This window comes from Bacillus sp. NTK071, assembly GCF_017303315.1.
In the GTDB taxonomy this organism is placed as follows: Bacteria; Bacillota; Bacilli; order Bacillales; family Guptibacillaceae; genus Guptibacillus.
Map to the genome: position 1 here is coordinate 17,295 of NZ_JAFKOI010000005.1, position 25,253 is coordinate 42,547.

General features: G+C 38.8%; 20 protein-coding genes and 1 riboswitch. Of the genes, 5 read left to right on the plus strand and 15 right to left on the minus strand.

Going from position 1 to position 25,253, the window contains the following annotated elements:
* Positions 1–76 precede the first annotated feature (76 nt).
* The 4 genes from JI666_RS10290 to JI666_RS10305 all read right to left on the minus strand — a co-directional run bounded on the left by JI666_RS10290 (position 77) and on the right by JI666_RS10305 (position 7,042).
* Positions 77–583, minus strand: a complete 507-nt coding sequence (locus tag JI666_RS10290) for a GNAT family N-acetyltransferase (protein WP_286170755.1) — start codon at positions 581–583, stop codon at positions 77–79.
* 197 nt (positions 584–780) lie between these two features.
* The gene (locus JI666_RS10295; RefSeq protein WP_206891477.1) at positions 781–2,385 is read right to left on the minus strand and encodes a cation:proton antiporter; all 1,605 of its coding nucleotides are present in this window, start codon (positions 2,383–2,385) and stop codon (positions 781–783) included.
* Between the two features lie 117 nt (positions 2,386–2,502).
* The gene (locus tag JI666_RS10300) at positions 2,503–4,137 is read right to left on the minus strand and encodes a M4 family metallopeptidase (RefSeq protein ID WP_206891478.1); all 1,635 of its coding nucleotides are present in this window, start codon (positions 4,135–4,137) and stop codon (positions 2,503–2,505) included.
* A gap of 499 nt (positions 4,138–4,636) precedes the next feature.
* Positions 4,637–7,042, minus strand: coding sequence for a putative bifunctional diguanylate cyclase/phosphodiesterase (locus JI666_RS10305; protein WP_206891487.1), 2,406 nt, complete (start codon positions 7,040–7,042; stop codon positions 4,637–4,639).
* A gap of 140 nt (positions 7,043–7,182) precedes the next feature.
* On the opposite strand from JI666_RS10305, the gene JI666_RS10310 reads away from it, so the two are divergent.
* A complete protein-coding gene (locus tag JI666_RS10310) occupies positions 7,183–7,755 on the plus strand; it encodes a YitT family protein (RefSeq protein ID WP_206891491.1) in 573 nt (190 codons plus the stop codon).
* 45 nt (positions 7,756–7,800) lie between these two features.
* Here JI666_RS10310 and JI666_RS10315 read toward each other — a convergent pair whose 3' ends face one another.
* Positions 7,801–8,973 (minus strand): stage II sporulation protein P, encoded by a 1,173-nt coding sequence (locus tag JI666_RS10315; protein ID WP_206891492.1) that lies wholly within the window; start codon positions 8,971–8,973, stop codon positions 7,801–7,803.
* Positions 8,974–9,161: 188 nt separating this feature from the next.
* On the opposite strand from JI666_RS10315, the gene JI666_RS10320 reads away from it, so the two are divergent.
* The 3 genes from JI666_RS10320 to JI666_RS10330 all read left to right on the plus strand — a co-directional run bounded on the left by JI666_RS10320 (position 9,162) and on the right by JI666_RS10330 (position 12,202).
* Positions 9,162–9,533, plus strand: coding sequence for a c-type cytochrome (locus tag JI666_RS10320; protein WP_206891495.1), 372 nt, complete (start codon positions 9,162–9,164; stop codon positions 9,531–9,533).
* A gap of 202 nt (positions 9,534–9,735) precedes the next feature.
* Positions 9,736–9,873, plus strand: a riboswitch (FMN riboswitch).
* 144 nt (positions 9,874–10,017) lie between these two features.
* The gene (locus JI666_RS10325; RefSeq protein ID WP_286170729.1) at positions 10,018–10,599 is read left to right on the plus strand and encodes an ECF transporter S component; all 582 of its coding nucleotides are present in this window, start codon (positions 10,018–10,020) and stop codon (positions 10,597–10,599) included.
* Between the two features lie 163 nt (positions 10,600–10,762).
* Positions 10,763–12,202, plus strand: coding sequence for an amidase family protein (locus JI666_RS10330; protein ID WP_206891496.1), 1,440 nt, complete (start codon positions 10,763–10,765; stop codon positions 12,200–12,202).
* A gap of 62 nt (positions 12,203–12,264) precedes the next feature.
* Here JI666_RS10330 and JI666_RS10335 read toward each other — a convergent pair whose 3' ends face one another.
* Positions 12,265–13,968 carry a peptide ABC transporter substrate-binding protein gene (locus tag JI666_RS10335; protein ID WP_206891498.1) on the minus strand — a complete coding sequence of 568 codons (1,704 nt, stop codon included), beginning with the start codon at positions 13,966–13,968 and terminating at the stop codon, positions 12,265–12,267.
* A 387-nt stretch (positions 13,969–14,355) separates the two neighbouring features.
* Here JI666_RS10335 and JI666_RS10340 point away from each other — a divergent pair, with 387 nt between their 5' ends.
* On the plus strand, positions 14,356–15,768 hold the full coding sequence (locus tag JI666_RS10340) for a GntR family transcriptional regulator (RefSeq protein ID WP_206891499.1): 1,413 nt from the start codon (positions 14,356–14,358) through the stop codon (positions 15,766–15,768).
* 51 nt (positions 15,769–15,819) lie between these two features.
* Here JI666_RS10340 and JI666_RS10345 read toward each other — a convergent pair whose 3' ends face one another.
* The 9 genes from JI666_RS10345 to JI666_RS10385 form a co-directional block, all read right to left on the minus strand.
* Entirely contained in the window at positions 15,820–15,942 is a 123-nt protein-coding gene (locus JI666_RS10345) for a YuzL family protein (protein ID WP_206891501.1), read from the minus strand.
* Between the two features lie 60 nt (positions 15,943–16,002).
* Complete coding sequence (locus JI666_RS10350; RefSeq protein ID WP_206891502.1) at positions 16,003–16,500, minus strand: DinB family protein; 498 nt, start codon at positions 16,498–16,500, stop codon at positions 16,003–16,005.
* Between the two features lie 29 nt (positions 16,501–16,529).
* A complete protein-coding gene (gene rsgA, locus JI666_RS10355; protein WP_206891504.1) occupies positions 16,530–17,585 on the minus strand; it encodes a ribosome small subunit-dependent GTPase A in 1,056 nt (351 codons plus the stop codon).
* 316 nt (positions 17,586–17,901) lie between these two features.
* Entirely contained in the window at positions 17,902–19,080 is a 1,179-nt protein-coding gene (locus tag JI666_RS10360) for a thiolase family protein (RefSeq protein ID WP_206891506.1), read from the minus strand.
* 54 nt (positions 19,081–19,134) lie between these two features.
* Positions 19,135–19,914 (minus strand): 3-hydroxybutyrate dehydrogenase, encoded by a 780-nt coding sequence (locus JI666_RS10365; protein WP_206891508.1) that lies wholly within the window; start codon positions 19,912–19,914, stop codon positions 19,135–19,137.
* Between the two features lie 21 nt (positions 19,915–19,935).
* Positions 19,936–21,255, minus strand: a complete 1,320-nt coding sequence (locus JI666_RS10370; RefSeq protein WP_206891509.1) for a GntP family permease — start codon at positions 21,253–21,255, stop codon at positions 19,936–19,938.
* Positions 21,256–21,729: 474 nt separating this feature from the next.
* Positions 21,730–23,097, minus strand: coding sequence for a sigma-54 interaction domain-containing protein (locus JI666_RS10375; RefSeq protein WP_414635138.1), 1,368 nt, complete (start codon positions 23,095–23,097; stop codon positions 21,730–21,732).
* A gap of 101 nt (positions 23,098–23,198) precedes the next feature.
* Positions 23,199–23,639, minus strand: a complete 441-nt coding sequence (locus JI666_RS10380; RefSeq protein ID WP_206891511.1) for a GNAT family N-acetyltransferase — start codon at positions 23,637–23,639, stop codon at positions 23,199–23,201.
* A gap of 18 nt (positions 23,640–23,657) precedes the next feature.
* Positions 23,658–25,142: a hypothetical protein gene (locus JI666_RS10385; RefSeq protein ID WP_206891512.1), complete on the minus strand. Its 1,485-nt coding sequence runs from the start codon at positions 25,140–25,142 to the stop codon at positions 23,658–23,660.
* Between the last annotated feature and the right edge of the window lie 111 nt (positions 25,143–25,253).

Consider the following 25,253-nt stretch of genomic DNA (forward strand, 5'->3'; position numbering starts at 1 on the left):
TCGACAAAACCCCCAATATTTTTCAAACATAGAATAAGGTTCATAAAAGAAAAAACCCTACAGGATTTGTAGGGTTTTACATATATTCATTCTCTTTTTTAAACTTTTCTTCATCTATTCGATCTTTGACGATATGTGGTTCAACTGTAAGTCTAGATAAACCTAATCGTTTCATGATTTCATTCACTTCATCGTTAGTTACTTTGTCTGTTTTTCTTTCTGGGAACGCCCAATTTACAAGCGCATTGGCCATTTCAACAGCGTATCCTTTATTTCGATATGCTGGTATTAATTGGTATCCCACTTCAAGGTTATTTGACGATTCCACATTTTTAAACCCCATCGTCCCAATTACTTTTTCATCACATGTGTGAATAAGAACACCTTCCCACGTATGACTCACTCTTGAAACAGATGAATCTTTTAAATGAAAAGGCAAGAATTCCTCAAATTGAACACTCTCGAATTCTTCTGGAACATCGACATTTAGAAGTTTTTCTAGTTCTTTCTTATTTGCCATTGCTTTGATTAAGTCAAAGGAAAAAGGAATAATGGTCAGACGATCGGTCTGAAGGTAAGGCATTTTCCTCAAAAATCCTCCTTGTGAGTTATTTTCTTTGCAGTATGAAAATGACTTTAATCACTATACCTTAATGCTTTACTTACTGTAAACCATACCCCTACCATTCTTAAATAAACGGAATATTCTTTTTGTTGTTTGTCCCTTACTTTATTAGGATATGCAGTTCATAAGAAAAAGCTGCCACAAATCGTAGCAACTTAGTGAGTCCTTTTTGAAGCCTTTACAACATCTGTTTCTTCAAGATTTGAAAGACCATTATTCACAATCTCTTTATACTTCCAAGCAACTTCGCCAGAGATGATTTCTTCCTGCTCAAGTTCAGTTATTTTATCGTATTGTGCATAAAGCGAGTGCTTTTTCAGTGTAATTAATTGACTCGTTTTGAGTTCTGGATTCTCCTCTAGTAATCGGTCAAGTTCAGTATGGCTCTTATCAATTTCACTTTGATAACTTGTTAACATTTCTGAGAAAACGGGTTCTGGCACGAATAACTGGGTTTTCAGCTTTCTAATTTCGGCAATACCAGCTTCGTGTCGATGTAAGTTTGCCACAATGTCCTCATACTCTTTTGAACCGCTATGTTTTGCCCTTAAACCGAAGTAACTAATTAATGGTTTAATGGTTAAACCTTGTACAACTAGAGAGAAAAGAACAATACTGAATGTTAGAATAAGCACCGTATCTCTTCCAGTAAAATCACTAGGTAGACTCAATGCTAAAGCAATTGAAAGAGATCCTTTTAATCCTCCCCAGTTCAGAACATGGCGCCATGACCAAGGTAGGCTTCTAATTGGTAATGTACTACCATAAACAGCAATCGTTCTTCCGACTAAAACGATAAGGAGAGCTAAACCTATGGTGCCCCATTGATCTGCGAAATTAATCCTAGTAATTTCGAGTCCAACCATAAGAAACACAATGGAGTTTGCAAGAAGCGCTGCCACATCCCAGAAGTTATTAATATTCAATCGTGTCGTTGGACTCATGCCAACTCTTGATCCAAAGTTACCAAATGTTAAGGCACCTACTACGACAGCAATTACTCCTGATACGTGTATGCTTTCTGCGATTATGTACGATCCATAGAACAACAAGATACTGAAAATAATTTCTAGTGGATAATCATCAAAATACTTGGTCAAAATGGAAATCCCATACCCAAGTCCCCCACCAACAAGTACTCCTCCAATAACAACCTTAATAAATTCAAATGAACCACTTGTAAGCCCGCCTAATCCCATATCGATATAGGCAAGTAGGGAGAAAGCAGATATTTTGAAAAGGACAACAGCAAGACCATCATTAAACAAACTCTCGCCTTCAATGACTGTAGACAGCTTATGATTTACGCCCATACTCTTAAAGATAGACAGAACACTAACTGGATCTGTCGCGCTCATTAATGCTGCAAACACAAACGCTACCGGTATCGAAAGACCGAGCAAATAATGGGTAGAAAACCCGATTACAATAAAGGAAAGAAATGTCCCTCCAAAAGCAAGGGCGATAATTGGTTTCTTGTTCTCATTGAGATGAGAGAACGGGAGCTTTAAAGCTGCCTCGCCTAATAAAGCTGGAAGAAAAATCGTTAAAATTACGAAATTAAAAATGTCCCCCTCCGTAATAAACATCTTAAGTGGTTCAAGAACAGGAATATTCAATAGCCCAATTAAAGTTCCAATTATAACAAGTGCAATCGGATACGGCTGTTTTAGCTTTTTGGCGATTGCTGTAATACCAGCTGCTATCATCGTCAGAATTAATCCCAGTTCGAATATGTGATGCATATCTAAATGTTCCATAATCTGCCTCCGATTCTTTATTGTTCTCCTATTATAACCAAAATGTTATAAGAATGGAAAATCGCGTAAAAAAGAAAAGAAGAGCTCCCAGTTGGGAACTCTTCCAAGTAATATGATTTAGTTGACGCCAACTTGACTCCAAGCACTTGCAACTGAATTGTACGTTGATCCTGTGCCATAAAGATCAGTAGTTGCCTGCAAAAGAGCAGAACGAGCTGCACTAAAGTTGCTTGTAGGTGTTAAATAAACGGATAACGCGCGGTAGTAAATCTTCTCAGCTTTTGCTTTACCAATGCTCTGAATCGTTAGATAAGCTGCTTTGTTTGGAATTCCACTGTTTGTGTGAACACCGCCGTTATCGGAAGTAGTATTGTAGTAGTCATTCATGTGAGAAGGCTGACCATATGCTTCTGGATTCGATAAGCTTCGTAGCGCATCCCCTGACTTATTAGGCGTATAAACATCCTCACCGAGAAGGAAGTCACCAGGCTCAACGAAATACCCGAAAACGTCGGACATAGATTCATTCAATGCGCCTGATTGATTTTGATACTGAAGTCCTGCCGTTCTTTCCGTTACAGCATGCGTAATTTCATGCGCAACAACGTCTTGTGCGCCAGATAGCGGGGCGAATGTAGTACCATCTCCATCACCATACACCATTTGTGAACCGTTCCAGAATGCATTGTTGTAGTTTGAGCCGTAGTGTACAGTGGAGCGTATTGTCGCACCATTGTTGTCATAGCTGTTTCGGTTGTGTGTGTTGTAATAATAATCATAAACAGTACCAGCATAATAGTTTGCATCAACATCTGCGCCCTGAGATGCTGCAGTAAAAGCATTATTGCTATCTACTGAATAGCTACCTGGAAGAGAAGATCCGGAATTAGCTGTTCTCGTTTCGATAACACCACTCATTGGCTTCGTTGTGTCATATAAATAGTACGTGCCATTCGAATAGTACGTATTTAGTGATTTGTAATCACCTAGTACACCATAACCATATCCAGTTGTTGCTCCTTCGGTTACAGCGTTATACGAGTCTACGATCGATCCATCTCGTGCGTCTACAAAAATTTGCCAGTTTGCAGGATATGGATCGATGAACTGAAGTTGAACTTTATAGGTCATGTAGTAGTTTCCGTCTTTTTCATAAACTACTTTTTCACTTTTCTCTGTCATGTCAGTAGCTTCAGATTTTCTTACGAAGCTAGGATTTTCATCTACAATATTCTTAGGCTTCACATCGATTGACTTCCAAGCTTTTTTAACAGCTTCGTCTTCCGATAGCTTTACGTTCGAATTACCTTTGAAATTCTCTTCTGCAGCAGGGTGAAGATCTCCATTGACCGCTACAACTTCGCCTGTTTCATCAGTATGTACGATGAATCTCGCTCCGTCGATTGCAACTCCCTTTACTGTTTGAACATACTCATAGTGCGTCATTCCAAGATCATCTGTCGATTCCTTTACAAGTTTAAGATCTTTTGTTTTTACTTTAAATAAACTTTCATTAGACTTTAGATATTCTTTAACTGCTTTCTCAGTTTTAACACTCTTTTCCGATAGTTTTCCGGAAAGGAAAGATGGCACCTTACGCTCATTTTCCCAATTTTGCTTCACAATTTCCATTTTTTCTAGTGCCTGCTTTTGTTCCGGATTTAAATCCTTTGAAGAAGCAGCAGAAGCAGCAGGTAGGGCTGAACCAAATGCAAGACCAGTCGCAAGAACAACGGCGATTCCTTTTTTCATTTTCATTTCCTCCGTTTCGGAATAATTAGAATTTTTAGTACATTAGTAGATTATCACAGATTTTTTCATGTTTGTATTGGGAAATATAGTAGAACTCACAGGGTTATAGTTAGCTTTTTCGCGTACCATTTCCCAATAACATTTTAGGTTTAATAGTGATATACTGTATTTACGAGATTAGTATTTGGAAAATAATTACATAATTAGGTGACTACATGTAAATAAGGCAGGCCAATGGCCTGCCTTTCTGACTTATCATGTTAAGGGGTGAAACCTTAGTACTATATTGTAGCTCATATACCTTTTTGATCTTTTGGCTATGTTAGCTCATCTTGTTGATATCTCGGTTTTTGGCTCATTCGAGTGAAAGCTCAGTTTCACTCGAATGAGCCAAAACTCCACACTGTTCATTAACATAGCCAATCTTTTAAAGCTTGCTATGCTTGCTGCAATAAAGGATTCGCACATCGACTCTCTTTTTTTGAATGCAAGCCACTCATTAAACAACATATGTTTCCATGAATGGTTTTATTTCATTAGCAGGAACTGGTCTACTATACAAATAGCCCTGAATTTCATAACACTCTAGCCCCTTCAACACAGACAATTGCTCTTCTGTTTCCACTCCTTCTGCTATAATGTCTAAACCAAGATGCCGAGCCATCGAAATAATTGTTGTTACTACTGCAAGGTCACACGAATTCATTGTAATATCTTTAATAAATAATCGATCAATCTTTAAACGATTGATGGGTAGTTTCTTCATATAGTTTAATGAACTATATCCTGTCCCAAAATCATCCATACTAATTTCAAGTCCTAGCTCCCTTAATTTATGTAACTTTTCAATTGTTTCTTCCTCGTTAAACATGGCCATGCTTTCAGTAATTTCAATTTCAAGAGATTTCGGTTCTAGTCCTACTTCTGTTAATATCGTATGAATCGTACAGACAATATCCTCTTGATTGAAATGTCTTTGTGATAAGTTCACTGCAACCGTTAACTCTTTCTCAAAAATAAGATGCCACTGCTTTAACTGTTCACATGCCTGTCTCATTACCCACTTTTCTATCGGAATAATTAACCCTGTTTCTTCCGCTGCCTGAATAAATTCATCCGGAGGAATTAATCCAATGTTAGGGTGCTGCCACCTTACAAGTGCTTCAAATCCAATTACCTTGCCTAGAAGAGTATTGATTTTTGGTTGATAATAAACAATAAGTTCATTTTCATCGATTGCTCTCCTTAGATCGTTTTCCAGTATGATTTTATGAAGGGTCTGGTTACTCATTTCTTCTATATAAAAAGCAAAATTATTAGTGGTTTTATCCTTCACATCGTACATGGCCATGTCTGCATGCTTCATTAGCTCAGCTGCATCCCTCCCATGATGAGGATAAAGAGATATGCCTATACTAGCTGTTAATAAACATTCCTGGTTATCAATTAGTAATGGCTGATGAAATGACTCTAGAACCTGCTTTGCAATTCTAGCAACATACTGTTCTTCTTCAGTCACAAGAATTGTAAATTCATCTCCTCCTAATCTAGCAACCACAAACCTGTCATTAAGAACTTGCTCAAGACGCTTTCCAATTGCTTGAATTACTCGGTCACCGAACTCATGACCAAATAAATCATTAATTCGTTTAAATCGATCGAAGTCAATGAGCATAACAGCAAATGGCATAGGTTTTTCTCGTTTAAGAAGTTCAGTAAGCTTTTCATTGAAGTACCTACGGTTTGGTAGACCCGTAAGCTCATCATGATAAGCTAAATAATGAATCATCTTTTCTGCTCGATTGTTTTCTGTCACATCTTTTGCAATCCCATATACGCCAACGATCTTACCACTAATCATAATCGGTACTGTTGAGATATAAAGTTCTTTGTAATCTTTCTTTTTTGTTTGGATTTTCACTTCGAATTGGTGAACTTCCCCCTGTAAAGACCTATGAAACATTCCTCTAGCAAGTTCTATATCACTAGGAGATATAACTTGATCAAAGGTCATCTTTTTTAATTCAGAAATCGAGTATCCAGTGTATTCTGAAGCAATATAGTTAACACTTATAAACTTTCCTTCTGTATTGATTGAGAACACAGCATCAGGATTATGATGAAATAGAGATTGAAACTGTTGCTCATTTTTAGCAAGTCTCTCTGACTGCTCCATTTGTCTTATGACTCCTAATCGATCTGGGATATAAATGAGTCCTCCTATACAAATCAGAATAAAGGCAAGCGAAACGAGATAAGGATCAAAGGTTCCGTTAGGATTTGAAAAGGTCGTTTGATCAATCATTCCATAGAATAATAGGTATGGTAAACACAGAAAGGCGGTTCCAGCTGCTAGAGCACCAGCAAATTTCATACCTTTATCATGATTCAACTTCTCCTCAACGTTAATTAAATATAAAAAACGAACAAGGCACATAGAGAATCCAGTGATAACAATAACCGCTAACACCAGATGCAATGGATAAAATGAAATAACTCTCCTAAAGTAAACGAGGTTTCCAGCCGAAAAAGTAACTAGAATCCCTGTAGCTAAAGTCAATCCATTACTCAAGTGAAAACGATGTTTCATTGTGTTTTGTGAAATGTTTCGTAAAATCAAATAGCTATTTAATGCGCTTAACAAAATCAAAATAACAGCATGGAGAAAATAAATCTTAATACTACCAGCTGAGGAGACTGATAAATTCACTAATAAGTTAATCGCATAAAACGAAAATCCCATAATCATTGCACTTGAAATAATCAATTTATTCGCATGAACTAGATTGTCTTTTTTTATTACAACAATTACAGACATCCCTCCGTAGAAGGAAAGTAGAGCTAGTAAAAATGCCGATAACGTATATAAATATCCAATGTCGTACAGAGAAAGTAATGAATTCATTTAAACACCCGGCCTTCTGCTACCAAACGATAACTTTTTATATGATCTCAAACGATTGAGTAAATAATGATGATCGCGTTATGAAAGCTACATTTCATACATAGATATGGAACAACCATGAACAAGCAGGTGAGCATCTTATGTATAAGAAAATGACAGCTGTTTTCTTTGGAAGTATTCTAGTTGGATTTGGCATTAACGGTTTTCTTGTTCCGAATCATTTAATAGATGGTGGAATGATTGGAATTGGTTTAATTATTAAATACATGTGGGGTTACCAGACAGGACTAACGATTATCTGCTTAAGTATCCCGCTCTACATTATTGCATTTTTTTATTTCAGACCCTATTTCTACAACAGTCTTCATGGCTTATTACTATCTTCCTTCTTCATTGATGTTCTTTCACCACTTCGTCACACCTTTTCCTTCTCCATACTCATAAGCGCCATCCTCGGTGGACTATTTGTCGGTTCTGGTATAGGCTTAATGCTTAAATTTGAAACAAGTACCGGTGGAACAGATCTCCTTGCCCAATTTATTTCACGTGTACTCTCTTTAAACGTTGGAGTGATTATTTTCCTTATTGATGGCTTTGTTATTATTATCGGCTCAAAGACCATTGGTTTGAACGCTACAATGTATTCAGCTGTAACTATTTTTGCCGTTGGACTTGCAACAAGCTTCTTAACACTTCATAAACAACCAACTTAAAGCGCATGCCCTGTGGACATGCGCTTTAGATTGCGTTTTTACAGGCTAATTACTTACTTTTTGTGTACTCCAATAATTTTCGCTCATAACGTCTGCAATAGCTTTTACCGTTCTGCTTAGTTGTTCTAGATTGTTATCAACGCCACCAATTTCAATCAACAATGCACTAGGAGATAAATCCTGGTTGTAAATTCCATCCACTCCCTGCCCTTTCTTACCAATAACCCCTCTACTTAATCCAGGGTATTCCTTTTTTAATGCCTCATGTAAGTCTTTCGCTAACGCCAGGTTTTTCTCATAGTTAGGATTTTCTTCTCCTATTACAAATACAGTACGAGCATATTCTTTGTTATTGATTGTCACTGTTGTATCTTTCTCTCTTAATGAATCCCGATGAATATCAATAAATAAATCTAACCCATCATTTCCACCCATCGCAGATTGAACGATCGTTCTAGATACATCGTAAGCTTTTCCATGTTCCCACCCTTTTTTATTTAAGAGAGCTCCTATGTTGGAATCATCCACCTGTGTTCCAATTCCTCTGTTTTCAAGCTCTTCACCAAGCATCTTACCTACTAGTGTTATATTCGTTTTACCATCGTTAGCTAGATTTGCATTTTTCTCTCCTTCTAGCCCCAGTAACGGAAGATAGGATTCGTAACTGTGGGAATGATAGATAAAAGCCACTTTGCGTCCGTTCGTTGTGTGAAGTGGTGGAGTTACCTGATCCTTTGAATCTTGAATTTGAAGCTTATCAGAAGATACGTCACGCTCTTTCAATAACTCATTAAGTGGCGGTGCTGATTCTACCGGTAGGTTTGTGAAATTTGTTCCTTCTCCAGCTACATGAATTTTCGCATCGTATAATGCAAATCCTGGTAGCTCTCCGCCAACCAGACTTCTAATATCTCCCGGTTTAATGCTCGTAATGAACTGGAACGCAACGAGTGAAAAAGCAGGCGGCTCACTTTCCTCAGGTAAAACCTGAGTCAGATAATGATTTTCAGTCCCCATCCCATATACCATTGCTTCTGTAGAAAAACTCGTGATCCAGTCATGAATCATAGAAGATGAGAGTTGATATTTTGTTTCTGAAGATGAAATAATTCCAGCTAGAATAAATAATATAACTAGTCCAATAATCGTAAAAAAAGAAAATGCCCTAATTTGATTGCTGCTTCTATCACTAAACAACTTAATTGAGTTGCTTTTCATTCCTAATTCCCTCCCACCATTCCTTTCTTTCATATTCTATTTCTATGAAATGGATCTTCAAATTAGAAGATTTTTTTACTAGCAAACATAGAATACCTTCCATCCTTCAGAAAGGTAGAACCAAAATATATTTGATAATTGGATGTGTGAAAAGTATGATTAAGATGAGGATACAGGAGGTGAACAGAATGGGTAAATCATCCGCATATATAAGTGCAACAATTTTGTTCCTTGTCTTGGTTGTAGGTTTTACATATTGGCTTTCCACAACCGAAGAACATGCTGGAGGTGGCGAAGGTAGTCACAGTGAGCAATCTGAAGAAGGCGGTGACTCTGCTGGAGGAGAAGCTGAGCAAATTTTTGCACAAAATTGTGCTTCATGCCACGGAGAAAACCTTGGTGGTGGTGCAGGACCTGCACTTGAAGCAGTTGGTGGCAAATATTCCAAAGATGAAATTCTTGGTATCATTAAGAATGGAAAAGGCGGCGGAATGCCAGCAGGAGTAATCGAAGGAAAAGAAGCTGAGTTAGTAGCAACATGGCTTTCTGAAAAGAAATAAAGTGAGCTTCCATTAGAGGGGGTTTTACTGTCCCTTTAGGGTTGCATGAGAGCGCTTTACCTAAAAACCTTCTGTTCGAGCGAACAGAAGGTTTTTTAAAATACGAAAAAGAAAGCGTTATCATAAAATAGCTTAGTTTCAAGATGTTTTTATTGAGATATCTCTACCACCGCGCTATAATGAACATGTAAACATTATAGCGAACTATCTTCGGGGCAGGGCGTAATTCCCGACCGGCGGTGAAGGATATGCAATTCCTCAAGCCCGCGAGCCTGTATTTTGGGCAGGATCTGGTGTGATTCCAGAGCCGACAGTATAGTCTGGATGGGAGAAGATGGTGGAGTAGTAAGTTGCTTTCATTTCAAGAAAGTGCTTGCTTATTTCCCCATGCCGTAACCATGAGCCCCATACTCATGGTTTTTTATGTGCACTGGGGCCACATCTCCTTTTTCGGTGGTTCGAAAAAAAAGGGAGCAATGTCAAAATGAAAAGTGTATCTAAAACGCAACGAATGATCGTCGTTGCTATGTTCAGTAGTATTTCATACTTACTGATGTTACTCGATTTTCCACTACCTGGTTTTCCTGTTTTTCTTCAAATTGATTTCAGTGAAATACCAGCACTTTTTGTGGCCATCCTGTATGGTCCAGTAGCAGGAATTCTTGTTGAAGCGATTAAGAATTTTATCCATTTTGGTATTCAAGGAAGTTTTACAGGCGTTCCGATCGGTCAGCTTGCCAACTTCATTGCGGGAGTATTCTTTATCGTACCAACATCTCTTATTTTCCGTAAGTTTAACCAAACCCAGAAAGGATTAACACTGGGACTTACACTCGGAACTATTCTCATGTCAGCAATGATGGGATTGTTGAACTATTTAATTATTTTACCTGCATATACCTGGTTTATGGGCTTTGAAGAAATGTCAGCATCAGCTCGCCAGGCACTTGTGTTAACTGGTATTACACCATTCAACCTAATTAAAGGTGCAATTGTAGCAGGGATCTTTATTGCCTTCTTTATTAAATTAAAACCCTGGTTTGTTAGGCAAGCCAGAACAATATAATCTGAAAGCCAGAATCTTAACTTAGATTCTGGTTTTTTTATTGAATGCTTTCTTTAACTAATTTGGAATATACCAAGCTCTACCGTCATAGTACAATTCTAATAAAGGAAAATTGACATAATTTGTAGAATAAATTACAAAATGGTTCAGGAGGTTTCTAATCATGTTAGCAATAGAGTGGCTTGAACAATCAACAATTATAGATCTTCAGCACGCAATGTTTAAAGGAGAACTCACATCACACCAGCTAGTTCGTTTCTATCTTGAACAAATTGCAAAACACAATTCTCATATAAACGCTGTATTAGAAGTGAATCCTGATGCCCTTTTTATTGCAGAAGGTCTTGATCGAGAAAGAAAACAAATGGGATCAAGAGGACTTCTTCATGGCATTCCAATACTATTAAAAGACAACATCAATACTGGAGATAATATGCATACGAGTGCGGGTTCTTCCGCCCTATCCAATTCTTTTGGTAAGGAAGACGCTTTTCTTGTCAAGAAGCTTCGTGAGGCAGGAGCAGTTATACTAGGTAAAACGAATATGACAGAATGGGCGAACTTCATGAGTGACTCAATGCCCAATGGATATAGTTCAAGGGGAGGTCAGGTTCTTAATCCCTATGGCCCAGGCACTCTTGACGTTGGAGGATCGAGTTCTGGCTCTGCTGCAGCAGTTGCCTGCCACTTCGCTACAGCTGCGATTGGAACTGAAACAAATGGATCAATACTTAGCCCGGCAAGTTCAAATGCTGTCGTTGGAATAAAACCCACAATAGGTACGGTTAGCAGGAAAGGGATTATTCCCATATCACTGTCACAGGATATCGCAGGACCCATTACTCGTAACGTAACGGATGCTGCAATCATTCTTGGCGTTATTTCTGGGGTTGATGTAGCAGATCCATCCACCTTTCATGTTCCTTCTTATCATGATTACACCCCATACCTTCTCCAAACGTTACTTGAAGAGTTTAGGATTGGAATCGTGAAGAAAGGTTACTACAATGACATGCACCCTGAAGAACAAGAGCAAATGAACCGAGCAGTTGATAAACTTAAGAAAGCTGGGTGTTCTATTGTAGAAATAGAAGAAATAAGCGCTCGCCAGGAAGATCTTGAGAATGACTACCAGGTTCTTCTTCATGAATTTAAATCTGGTATCAATAACTATCTTGCTAAAGAAACAAACTCGACAAACATGACACTTGAATCAATCATTGCTTTCAATAATGCTAATAAAGATACGGCCTTGCGTTACGGTCATCCTCTTTTAGTAGAAGCGAATCAAACGAGTGGGCAGTTAAGTGATTCGGACTACCTAAAGAGCAGGCTTTTCGATCTGAAATACGCAAAAGAAGAAGGACTTGATCATATCATGGAGACTGAGCGTTTGGACGTCTTGCTATTTACTGGTTGCTATGGTTCAACTCTACCTGCTAAAGCAGGTTATCCTTCTATCACCGTCCCAGCAGGTTCTACTTCAAATAACAAACCATTTGGCATTACGTTCACCGGAAAAGGTTTTAGCGAAACACAACTCATTAATTTAGCCTATGTATATGAACAACAAACTAACTATCGTAAACTCCCGAACCTCTAACGGTAATCGATTAGTTAAGTATAGAAAAAAGCGCGGACCATTTGGTCCACGCTTTTCTTGTATTACTTTTCAATCGTTACCCATTTAAGAGAAGAATCAGCTCCAAACTTATGAACGTAATAGTTCTTCACATAATCCTGCATAAGAATGGCTCTTCCAGCTTGATAAGTAGGAATGATCGCTGTATCTTCTTCGATTAGAAGACGCTCTGCTTCTTGCATCATTTCCCAGCGCTTCTGCTCATCAGATTCTGTTTTTGCATCAGAAACTAACTTGTCATACTTTTCGTTTGAGTAGTCCATACGGTTGTATGCTCCGCCAGTTTCAAACATGTACACATATGTCATTGGATCTGGATAGTCTGGTCCCCATCCACCAGTTGAAATATCATAGTCCCCAGAATCCTCGAGATCAAGGAATTGCTTCCATGGTTGCTTATTGATTTTCACATTAAGTCCATCAAGCTTGGATTCAAACTGGTCTTTAGCGTATTCCGCAATTTTCGAAGCAAGATCACTGTCGGTTGTAAGGAATTCAAGGTCTACACTATCTTTACCAATTGCTTCAAGGCCTTTCTTCCAGTATTCCGCTGCATCTTCAGCTGTTTTATCAGCAAGATAACCATCTGGAGCTGGTGCACGGAAATCTTCACCATCGAGAGTTAAGAAATCTTTCGGAACAAGGTAGCGAGCTGCTACTGAACCGTTGTTAAGTAATACGTTTACAAGCCCATCTCGGTCATAAGCAAGGAACAATGCTTTACGGATATCATTGTTCGCTAGCGCTTCGTTCTTCTGGTTCATACGAAGGAAGAAAATAGATGTATCAAGAACAGTTGAGAAATCTTCTCTGTCTTTAAATTGATCTACGAAGTCTGCGCTAAGACCAGCGCGATCGATCTTACCAGTTTCATAAAGATTTACACGTGTTGCTTCATCTTTAACAATTTTGTAATTCGCTTCTTTAAGCTGAACAGTATCAGCATCCCAATACCCATCGTTCTTCGCTAACTTCCAACCGTCGCCATGATTCCATTCAGCTAGTGTAAATGGACCATTGTAAAGCATAGCGTCAGTTTCTAAAGCGTAGTCCTCTCCCTGTTCTTCAGTGAATTTCTGAGGTTGTGGATAGAAAGAAGCAAATGTAAGAAGATCAAAGAAATAAGGAACCTGTTGAGTGACAACGACTTCTAGCGTCTTATCGTCAACAGCTTTAACTCCTAGCTCTTCCACTTTACCGTAAAGCGGATCTCCTTCAGTGACGATTTCATTTCCGTTCTTAATACCAGCAGCACCCATCATAGAAGCGTATCCGCCCATTGTATCTGGGTGAATAATTTTTTGCCACGAATAGACGAAGTCACCTGCTGTAACTGGTGTACCATCAGACCAGTTAGCATCTTCACGTAGTTTAAATGTGTAAACTGTTTCACCGTCTTTTTCTTCTACTTGTGGCTCTTCAGCCGCCATACCAAGTACTGGTTTGTTATCTTTATCTAATCTGTACAAACCTTCAAATACCTGGTTGATTACATTAAACGCTACCTGATCTGTAGCTTGGGTTGTATCCATCGTTGGTATATCTTGTGTATCCGTTAAATTTAAGACCTGCTCTGCTGACCCCTTTGAACTATCACCATCTGATCCGCTTGCAGCTTCTCCTTCACTGTTCGTGTTGCTAGATGTGTTTGAGTTACCTGAACACGCAGCAAGGAAAAGGCTTAACAACAAGATGACCGAAAGCAGTAGTGAAAACTTTTTCTTCATTGTGTTACCCCCTATTTGTTTGTACCATTCAGGTCAAAGACACGTTGACCTTTTACTGTCCATTATGAAAATGGTGTGCGAACTACGGAACCTTTTGTGAGCTTTATAACAGGGAGGTCATGTCACTCAACTTATGTATACCATGTTTGCAACCGGTTCCCACAATCGACAATTTTCTGAATGATTAAACTTATTGTAAATTTCAGAAAAGTTTCTGTAACCATCCAATTGAACTAAAAAGACCCATCCAATTTGTCTATTTTTACAAAAACCTCCTCCAAATGGCTTAAAACCTGTATGTTCAAGATAATATTAAACGTAAATATATTGAATAATTTATACAATTTTCAAAATATTTGTCTATAATAGGAAGTGAGGTGATGGACAATGGCGAGATTTACACTGAACCTAGAAAGCAACAAACCGTTGTACAAGCAAATCGTTGATTACTATGAAAATTCTATTATAAATGGTTCTCTACAAACCGGTACATTGCTACCTACTGAACGCGATCTTGCACTGAAGCTCGGCGTAAATCGTAGTACAGTTACAACTGCTTACGCAGAACTTCGTGCCAATGGTCTAATAACTTCTAAACAGGGGAGTGGAACTCGCGTTAGTGATGACGCAACAGACCTTCTTCCTGATCACTCCATTACCTGGAGTAAACTAAGAAATCATCATCTAGCAGAGAATTCTTCTATTTTCAGTAAAGTGACAAATTATATGAATGAACCATCATTTATTAATTTCCTTTCTGGATCTGTAGCACCTGATTTATGCTTGGCGAGAACGGCTCATGACTTGATACCATTCACAACTCGAACAGAGAGTTACCCTCCTACTACTAAACATGTAGCTCATTCGATCTGTCACTTATTGGATGAAGAAGTAACACCTGATAATATGGTGATTACATCTAGTCTTGAGCATGCTTTGCTAATCGCGGTGAAATGTTTTCTCAATCCAGGAGATACAATTGCGGTGGAAGAACCCGTTAATTATTCCAATCTGAACATATTGCATGCTTCAGGTATTAAAATAAACTGGTTTTCAACAGAACGACCTCTTACTAATCAGCTGGTCCTTAAGGAAAATATACAACTAGTTATCACAAGTTCACTTTACGATCATTCAATCTATACATCTTCAACCATTCAGAAAAGAAAAAAACTTCTTTCTCATTGTGAGAAATGGAAAATCCCTATTCTTGAAATAAATGATACGCCATTTTTCACGCAATCTTCGAGTGAGAAACTACTCTCTTATTATGAACTTGCACAAGATCGTAAAATCGTTCTTCAAGTTGGACATATTACAGGTATATCACCTGGGATAAGTATAGGCTGGATATTAGGGCCAGAGAATGTCATGGAACGTGTGCTAGACCTTCAAGTACAGTTAAGTTTAAGTCCTCCACCCATTCTCCTTGAATTAGTAGAAAATATTTTGAACTCGAACGAAATGAATGCCCATTTCGGAAAAGTTAGTAACGAACTAACTATGCGAAAACACGAAGTGCTGCACAAGCTTAATACACTACAAGATCACATTACGATACTTGATAAAGAAGACCCGACAGCAATCTGGTTTGATTTCACTCCAGCCCTTAATCAGCAAGAAGTTTTTGATGCACTACTAGAAGCCAACGTTTTATTACTTCTCTATAGACAAGAACATGCTGTTAGAATGAAAATCCCTCTTTCGTATGTTAGAAGAGAAGACCTGTTAGAGGGAACAAGCCGTCTCATTGCGGTTCTGAATCGCCTGCACATTATGCAATTCGCAGAAACTTATTAATGAAAATAAATAATGAAGAAGGCACCGTCAAAGTAACGGTGCCTTCTTTCTCTATTTCTTTTTCTTTTTTCTTGCTGACTCTTTAGGTAATCCCATTTCAATTCCAGTTCCCTGACCTTCAGGCTGAGATGAAGCCAGGCTATTTGTAGTAGGGTTTGCTTTATGTTTCGCCATTCTTCTCACCTCCACCGTATAGCCTTTCCACGTTATGCTCACATTATCCTATCCTCAATATTATGAGTTAAGAGATAGCGAAAGTCCCTGTTCACTCATAAATACTTCGATTTGGAGTTTATGATGCTCATCATGCTCAATTAACCCTTTAATATAACTTGTGAGACATAAGGGGAATTTATCGATGTAGAACGTATCAGTCCATTGCTTTCTGTCCAGTTGGTTAAGGTGGTCAACAACTCTCTGTCTTTCCTTAACTGTTTCATTAATAAGCTCAACCATAGAAAGACCAGAATGAGCATGTCTTGCAGCACTGCTGTTTACTTCTTCTACTGAGAAAGCAAGACCTTTAAGGGACGCTTCACTACTGAGATAAGGAATTCTTTCCTGCATAAGGTAGGCATCCCATGCACTAATATGATAAATAATCTGAGCAGGAGACCATTTTCCAGGCTTTATGGGCTTAAAAAATATCTCTTCACTCATTTTCATTGCTGTTTCTTGTAGCCAGTCCGTTAAAGAAGCGTATTCATATAATACAGAACGTTGATCTGTCATCTGATCGACTCCTTCCTGAATTAACAAACTTACCGACGATGCTGCCTTGTACGATCCCCTGCTAGCTTCTTCCACTTTTTCTTTTCTTCTAGTTGGGCTTTTTTATTTGTTTGTCTTTCAAGAAAAAAAAGTTCCCGTTGGAATTTTTGATAGTTCTGAAAGCGTCTCCGCTCGAGCTTTCTATCCTGTATTGCTTCTTCAACTGCGCAACCAGGCTCTCCATTATGTTTGCAGTCTCGGAAATGACAATCCTGTGCCAGACTTTCAATATCGTGAAAGCTATGCGACATATCGCTTGCTTCCCATAACTGTAATTCCCTCATTCCAGGCGTATCGATCAGGACACCTCCACTTTCAAGAACAATAAGCTCCCTACTCGTTGTCGTATGTCTTCCTTTTCCATCTCCTTCTCTAATATCCTGAACGGTCTGAACGTCACTTCCATATAATTTATTTATAAGTGTTGATTTCCCTGCGCCTGAAGAACCGAGTAGAGCAGTCGTTGTTCCGCTCGCAAGATAAGATGTAAGTTCATCAACTCCAGTATCAGAAGCTGAACTCACTACATGAACCGGAACACCTATTGCAACCCGACCCAGTGCTTCCACTTTTTCTTCTATGTTCTTACCTAAATCTGCCTTACTTAGAACAATTACGGGATTAGCCCCACTCTCCCACGCCATAACAAGATAACGCTCGATTCTACCAAGATTAAAATCTTGATTCAATGCATTCACAAGGAAGACGGTGTCAATATTTGTAGCTATAATTTGTTCCTCTGTTGTATGCCCTGCTACTTTTCTTGAAAATTTACTTTTCCTAGGTAGTACATAATGAATAACTGCTCGATGATTTTCCTGCGGTGCAATAAGAACCCAGTCTCCCACCGCTGGCAAATCGTCTCGTGCCTCTGAGTCATATCTAAGTTTTCCTGATAGCGCTGCCATATATGTTGACTTCTCTGTTGACACTTCATAAGAACCTCTGTGTTCGAGTTTAACTCTTGCTATTTCAAGACCTTCCTGTTTCAATTCCTGATACGCTTCTTCATGAAATGAATTCCAACCTAAATTAATTAAATTCAATTGTAAGCCTCCTGATTAATAAGTAATTTACCATATAAAAAGAGCCGTACTGTTTAGCCGGCTTTTTCGATACAGATATCGCATGCTAGCATGCTAGCAATGTAAAAAAACCATGGACAGGAGTGCACAGTCCATGGTTTTATCCTTATTAATCATAAGAAAGATTACTTCCCTCAAAGAACCAATTCGGACTGTGCACAATATGCAATTAGCAATAAATGATTATTGAAATTCACCATAATGCACAACCCCTTTCCGATACTTGTTAAGTCTATTATACTAAAGTCACTAATAATTGCAAATGTTTTCTGACTAATTACAGCACTTCGACAACCATGGCAATTCCTTGCCCGCCACCTATACATAGGGAGGCTACTCCATGCTTTCCATTTCGTCGCTTCAATTCTTTAATTAACGTGTATAATACTCGTGTGCCGCTTGCTCCCACTGGATGACCTAGCGCAATCGCTCCACCATTAACATTCACTTTTGTGCGATCAAGTTCGAGCGCTTTTTCTACAGCTAAATACTGAGCTGCGAATGCTTCGTTTACTTCAATAAGGTCCATTTCGTGAAGAGTCATATTCGCTTTCTGCAATGCTTTTTTAATGGCAGGAACCGGCCCAATTCCCATAATAGAAGGATCTACACCAGCTATCCCCCATGAGACGATTCTCGCAAGGGGTGCACAATTATTAGATGATACATAGTCTTCTCCTGCTAACACAACGGCTGCTGCGCCATCGTTAATACCACTTGCATTTCCACCCGTTACCGTTCCATCTTTCCTAAAAGCAGGTTTCAATGAGGCTAGCTTATCTACAGTTGTTCCTTCACGAATATGTTCATCGATCGAAATATGATTAACTCCTTTAGGACTATTAACTTCTACTGATGCGATCTCTTCAGCAAAAATCCCCTGTTCCCTTGCTTGCGCCGCTTTTTGCTGGCTCTCAGCTGCGAATTGATCTTGATCCTCACGAGAAATGTTGTATTTTTCAGCTAAATTCTCACCTGTTATTCCCATGCCAAAACCTGTATACTCATCTGTCAAAGTTGCCATTAGCATATCGTCGATTTTCGGCGCTCCTGTTTTTGCTCCAAAACGACTACCTCGTAGTGCATAAGGAGATAAACTCATGTTATCAGCACCACCTGCAAGTGCCGTTTTTCCTTCATTCATCATGATGGATTGCGCAGCTGAAATTACGGACTGCATACCGGATCCACATAGACGATTTACCGTCAGTGCTGGACTTTCAATTGGCACACCTGCTCCTAACGCTATATGTCTAGCGAGATACGACGCATTCGAAGTGGAATGAATTACATTCCCTATCACTGAAAGGTCGATCTCTGAAGCCTCGACACCGCTTTTCTTTAATGCTTCCTTACTTGCCACTACACCTAAATCTGTTGGACTAACATCTTTTAGAGAGCCCCCGAACGTTCCGAATGGTGTTCTGGCGCCTTCTAGAATAAATACTTCCTTCATCTTTCTCCCTCCATTCTTCTCTATTTTACAAATAAAAGGAAAGCGTTTACAAGTTTATTGTGCTGTATATCCACCATCAATCACAACCGCCTGCCCAGTTACACCTTTTGCTTTATCACTAGCTAAGAACATCGTATAATCTGCTATTTCTTGAACTGATAGTAATCTTTTTTGAGGTACAAGTGGATAAATGACTTCTTCAAGTACCTTTTCTAGCGGAACATCTCTCGTTGAGGCGAGGTCTTCAAGTTGTCCACGCACTAGTGGCGTATCAACATACCCTGGACATACTGCATTCACAGTAATCCCATGCTCTGCTCCTTCAAGTGCTGCTACCTTTGTTAAACCAATGACACCATGCTTCGCACTGTTGTATGCCGCTTTACCAGAAAAACCAACAAGTCCATTGATCGATGCCATGTTAATTACCCTACCAAACTTTTGTTTTTTCATAACTGGAAATACTAGTTTGGTGGCTATAAAAGGTGCAACAAGCATCACCTTTGTTAACAGTTCAAATTTGTCTGTTGGAAAAGACTCAATGTCCGAAACATGTTGAAGCCCTGCATTATTAATGAATACGTCGATTCGATTATAGTGATTAAGCGTTTGAAACACTAACTCTTCAACTTCTTTTTCGCTCGTAACATCACAGCGAATACCGATCGTATTTCTACCTTTATCATTCAGTTCATAAGCTGCCTGCTTTACTTTCTGTTCATCTAAATCGCTTAGAATGACATGAGCACCATTTTCCGTAAAAACAGCTGCTAATTCTTTACCGATTCCACTTGCTGCTCCAGTAATCACAACTACCTTATTCTCAACTAACAAAATTGTTCAACCTCCATCTTTTTAAATTCCAAGTCCAAGACTGAATAACACGATTGCCAGTACAAGCCCTAGAAGAGGAACGATGACTGTTAATGCCCCTACAGCACCGTATGCATCCTGATGCGTTTCTCCACAAATAGCCCGAATCGTTGTAACAACATAACCATTATGAGGTAGAGAGTCGAGTGCACCAGAAGAAATCGCAATTGTTCGATGCAATGCCTCTGGATTCACACCTGCATCAATATAATGAGGTGCAAGAATTGGTAAAGCAATTACCTGACCACCTGATGCAGATCCTGTTAATCCTGCAATCACACTAACAGCAATAGCTCCTCCAATTAAAGGACTCCCTGGAATACCTGTCATGATATTAACAGCAGTCTCAAATGCAGGAACTGCTTTGGCAACGCCTCCAAAGCCAACAACTGCAGCCGTATTACCAATTGCAATTAATGCACCGAGTGTGCCATCAGAAACAGCTCGGCCAAAGTTAGCAAAGTATTTCCTGTTTAATAAATACGTCGATAGAATACCACCTAGCAATGCAATAATAAGCGCAGATTGCTTTAAGTCATCGTGGAATATAAATGAAATAATTAAGACAATTACTAGTGGGACAAGACCAAGAAAAGGATGTGGGAGCGGACGATTTTCAATTTCTGGATCTTCCTTTCGTCCTTCAAATCTTTCTCCTTTAGCAACCGCTTTTGTAATCATTCGTTTCAGCCACCAGTAGCCGAACAAAGCCATGAATAGAGCAACAATCAAGCTCACTTCCCAACCTGCATACGGACTCGTATTTAAATATTCGATCGGAATCCAGTTCTGAATCTCAGGTGAACCTGCAGAAGTCATAGTGAACGTAACAGAACCAAATGCAAGAGTTGCTGGAATAAACCGTCGTGGTAAATCTGCTTGTTTAAACAAACTCACTGCCATTGGATATACCGAAAAAGCAACAACAAAGAGACTAACACCGCCGTAAGTTAAGATCGCACAGGCAAGTACGATCGCTAGAACGGCCTGCTTTAATCCAAGCTTCTCCACAACCCATTTCGATACGCTGTCGGCTGCACCACTATCCTCCATTACCTTTCCAAAGATAGCACCGAGTAGGAACATCGGAAACCATGCTGCAACAAACCCTGAGAACCCTTCCATATAATTACCAACAAAGTTAGGTGCTCCTTCTTCCACAAGCTGTGGAAAAAGTGGTAATCCACTTAGTAAAGCTACCACGATAGCACAAAGTGGTCCTGCAACAAGTAAATTCATACCTTTCATAGTAAGATAGATGAGAAGTAGTAACCCACCAATTAACCCAATCATACTTAACATGACTTTTCCCCCTTTTTATTACGGATCATAGCGAATTGATGATAGTACAATGAGATCTGGTTCTGTTAAATCCTTTATCTCTTCTAACGTAAGCCCTTTTGCCATTTCTCGAACTACTAATTTTTCTTTCGTCACATTGAAACATGTGTTAAATAATTCTAGTAAATAATTGTTAGGCGGATGAGTGGGGACCTGGACTTTACAGCTTCATATCCATTAACAAATTGTTTTTTCATTTTCACAACTCCCTTTTGTTTTCTCCTATTTAAGATGCAAGTTACATGCCAATGTTAGAAAATCCAACGAATTGTAAGCGGTTACTGAATGTTGGATAAAAAGAAGCATTGGCAGATTCCGCTTATCCGGAAATAGCGCATTGCATTTACTAGGGTCTTAAGGTACTTCTCAAATTCTTTTACTATAAATAAAGAAATTCCAGAAAACCGGAATGATTTCCGGTTTTCTGGAATGATATTAAGACAAATGATACTTATTGATTTTATCGTATAAGCTTGTTTTTCCAATACCAAGAATCTTTGCTGCAGCAATTTTATCATTCTCACATTGGATAATGGTTTTACGTATCGCTTCACATTCTGCTTTTTCTACTATATCCCTAAGCTTACGATTACCTGTAACAAGTCCTTCGTTCTCCTTTAAGTAATCTGGGAGGGAAGCAACATCAACTGTTTCTGTTCGAGTTAAATGAACGGATGCCTCAAGAGCATTTTCAAGTTCACGCGCATTTCCAGGCCAATTGTGTTGAAGAAGTAATTGCATTGCATGATTTTCAATACCAATGACACGCTTTCCAGATTTCGCAGAAATATTTCTAACGAACGTTTCTGCTAATGGCTTAACATCTTGCACCCGCTCCCTTAATGGAGGAATTGATAATTGGATCACATTGATGCGATAAAACAAATCTTCCCGGAAGCGCCGCTCTTCTACCATTGCTTCTAATGGACGATTAGTAGCAGCAATAATTCTTACATCTACTTTTTTAGTTGCCAAACTACCTACTCGCTCTACTTCTCGATCCTGTAATACACGTAACAGCTTCACCTGCATATTTGCTGGCATGTCACCAATTTCATCCAGGAATATTGTACCCGTATCCGCAAGCTCAAACTTCCCAAGTTTCCCACCTTTTTTCGCCCCGGTAAAAGCTCCTTCTTCATAACCAAACAACTCTGACTCCAACAATTGTTCAGGAATGGCACCGCAATTCACCTTGATAAATGGGCGATTGCTTCGTTCGCTAAGTTGATGAATACTATGGGCAAACAACTCTTTTCCCGTGCCGCTTTCTCCACGAATGAGAACGGAGATATTCCCGCTTGCAACCTGCTTCACCTTTTCTTTAAGACTTCGAATTGGTTCAGATGTTCCAACAATGTCATAAAGGGAATAGCTAGCTCCATTTTCTTTGGCGGATCCACTTCGGTAATATTCCAACTCAGAAAGAAGCACTTTAATGTGAGTATTCATTTGCTTCCATTGTTCTGTGTCACGAAAAATAACAGTCCCTACTGCTCCTATTAATTCACCGTTATGGTAAATTGGGACTCGATTAGCTATCATATAATTTCCACGAATGTACTGTAAATCAGCAAGCTCTATGTTTCCACTCCTTGCGACAATATGCATGCGAGTATTTTCTATCACATCTGTTACGTGCATGCCAACAACCGATTCACGATCCACATCTAGAAATTCACAATATGTTTTGTTCATGTAATCGATTATGCCGTCTTCGTCAACGACTACAAGCCATTCGTAAGCGCTATCAATTATTGTTTCTAGCATACTACATTTTAATGTAAGTTCACCGGGTTTCACCTCAGCCACTCCTTTAGTAATTCTATCTTCTATTGTATCATTCTCATAGGTTGCTCATTTAGATCAAAAAAACTGCCGAATCTAAATCGGCAGCTTCTACATTAGCTAAATTGATAAGAAAGACGAATCATATCTCGACAACGAATTCCATCCTCTACAATTGGTTCAGGGTAATCATCAAAGAAACCTTTAATAATACCGCACATACGAAACCCACATTTTTGATACAAGGCAAGTTGGGCAATGCTCGAGTTACCTGTACCGATTTCGACAGAAGTAGCACCCATCTCTTCTGCACGGTTCAAAGCATCCTGCAAGAGCAGTTTCCCAATTCCTCTTCCCCTGCTCTCCTCTTTTACAGCGATGTTCATTATTTCTGGTTGATTAGGTTTTTGTTCCATTAAAATATAGACACCTTGCACCTCTTGATCAACTGCTATAAAACACTTTCCCGTTTCAACATATTCTTTTATCTTTCGAATAGATGGATCAGCTTCAAGAAGAAGTTCAAATGGATAATTCTCTGTTTCTTCTATTAGCATGAAGACAATCACCTGCTTTCATCGAAGATTAAAGGTACTTTTATTAGCTTTTACTTTTTCATGAATTGGAAACTGACTCAACTTCACTATTATTTCATCCGACCGCTCGAAGAACTCTTTCCTCACATGAAAAGCCTGACTCTCTTTATCTGGCATCGTCTCAGATGAACTGCCATAAGCCTCTGCTAGTTCTCCTTTATCGTTGCTGATTTCAATAAGTGGCCCAGCATTGGGATAAGCTCCTGAATCTGAAGGCGACTCAGTTTTATTGTACTTTAAGTTCTGCATTTCTTTTGTTACAGTGTTAAACCACATCCGAAACCGCTCTCCAGGAATGTCTTCAAGTTGAATTACTATGCCTAACACATCGCTCGGTCCTTCATCTACTTCATAACCAGGTAGTGCATTCGATAAACCAGCATAAGAGATGGTCATTCCATTTCTTGTTCCTAGCTCTTTAAGTACATCTACCTTTTGTCCTTTAGATAACGAAAGTCCCTCCATAATCATTTCATTGCTAATTGTATAGGAGAGTGGTTCACTACGATCGATGAAATCTAATGCTCGCACCTGAACTTGAAAGGTGTCAGGAGTACTCTCGAATGTCGGTAAACTCAATTCATAATGATCATCTTTCTTCACTACTGGATGATACTGTTCCGTCATAACCTTGCCTTTTGTAGCTGTAGCAAGTGTTATCCCTTGCAAAGGTTCATCCGTTTTCTCTAGTTGAAAAGTAAGAGTCAGGCGATCCATTTTCATCTCTAACTTCTTCCATGTCAATTGAAGATTATTGTCCATATTCGTTGTCTTATTAAGATCAAACACTTCAAGAGTTTGATTATATTGTAAATTTAACGATGTTTCAAAAGAAAAGGACTCGAATGCTTGTCCTTTAGAAGAATCATATAACATCTTTGGCCTCTTAACCGTAATTTGGTCAATATTGTCCCATTGGTAAACTTGTTGCAGATCATCATATGCTTTCTCAGAACCTGCCATATTAACAGCTATTCCTCTATACATGCGGTGCTTATATACGTAGTCCTTGGAGATTTCATTCGGCCTCATAACCGAAGTTGAATTAACTTCTATTGAGATGGTGTTATCTCCTGAATGAAGAGATAGCTCATCAAATGTAAATTGTGGGAGATCTTCATTACGTTGATCTTCTTGTAGAACATCTATGCTGTAGATCAGAAAAAGAAAATCGTATTGACTCCATACCTTCTCAATCTTCAAGGTACGTCGTTCTTCCACTAATAATTTTTCAAGTTCGACATCTAGAAATAAGTTATATTCTGAAGGAATATAGGACCCAGTAAGTCCTTGACTGATTTGTTTAAACACCTCTGATTCACTTTGTAATTCATTGAAATTCTCATTTATCTTAAAGGTTGGTTCACTATTCTGACTCCAATTAAGATAAAAAAGAAACCCTCCGAATAGAATTAGTACGGGTATAAGCTTAATAGCTAGTTTCTTTCGCTTAGTGGCTTTCATTCCATTCTCCTTTGATTACTCTCCCTTTAACTTATCATACTATTCATTCAATTCGAGAGTAAAGGACTATCAAACGGAGATCCATTTGTTCACATAATAAAAAACCATGCA

Coding starts and splice junctions, on each gene's coding strand:
- JI666_RS10290 (WP_286170755.1), bottom strand. CDS start 583: ATGCCTTACCTTCAGACCGATCGTCTGACCATTATTCCTTTTTCCTTT.
- JI666_RS10295 (WP_206891477.1), bottom strand. CDS start 2,385: ATGGAACATTTAGATATGCATCACATATTCGAACTGGGATTAATTCTG.
- JI666_RS10300 (WP_206891478.1), bottom strand. CDS start 4,137: ATGAAAAAAGGAATCGCCGTTGTTCTTGCGACTGGTCTTGCATTTGGT.
- JI666_RS10305 (WP_206891487.1), bottom strand. CDS start 7,042: ATGAATTCATTACTTTCTCTGTACGACATTGGATATTTATATACGTTA.
- JI666_RS10310 (WP_206891491.1), top strand. CDS start 7,183: ATGTATAAGAAAATGACAGCTGTTTTCTTTGGAAGTATTCTAGTTGGA.
- JI666_RS10315 (WP_206891492.1), bottom strand. CDS start 8,973: ATGAAAAGCAACTCAATTAAGTTGTTTAGTGATAGAAGCAGCAATCAA.
- JI666_RS10320 (WP_206891495.1), top strand. CDS start 9,162: ATGGGTAAATCATCCGCATATATAAGTGCAACAATTTTGTTCCTTGTC.
- JI666_RS10325 (WP_286170729.1), top strand. CDS start 10,018: ATGAAAAGTGTATCTAAAACGCAACGAATGATCGTCGTTGCTATGTTC.
- JI666_RS10330 (WP_206891496.1), top strand. CDS start 10,763: ATGTTAGCAATAGAGTGGCTTGAACAATCAACAATTATAGATCTTCAG.
- JI666_RS10335 (WP_206891498.1), bottom strand. CDS start 13,968: ATGAAGAAAAAGTTTTCACTACTGCTTTCGGTCATCTTGTTGTTAAGC.
- JI666_RS10340 (WP_206891499.1), top strand. CDS start 14,356: ATGGCGAGATTTACACTGAACCTAGAAAGCAACAAACCGTTGTACAAG.
- JI666_RS10345 (WP_206891501.1), bottom strand. CDS start 15,942: ATGGCGAAACATAAAGCAAACCCTACTACAAATAGCCTGGCTTCATCT.
- JI666_RS10350 (WP_206891502.1), bottom strand. CDS start 16,500: ATGACAGATCAACGTTCTGTATTATATGAATACGCTTCTTTAACGGAC.
- JI666_RS10360 (WP_206891506.1), bottom strand. CDS start 19,080: ATGAAGGAAGTATTTATTCTAGAAGGCGCCAGAACACCATTCGGAACG.
- JI666_RS10370 (WP_206891509.1), bottom strand. CDS start 21,255: ATGTTAAGTATGATTGGGTTAATTGGTGGGTTACTACTTCTCATCTAT.
- JI666_RS10380 (WP_206891511.1), bottom strand. CDS start 23,639: ATGCTAATAGAAGAAACAGAGAATTATCCATTTGAACTTCTTCTTGAA.
- JI666_RS10385 (WP_206891512.1), bottom strand. CDS start 25,142: ATGAAAGCCACTAAGCGAAAGAAACTAGCTATTAAGCTTATACCCGTA.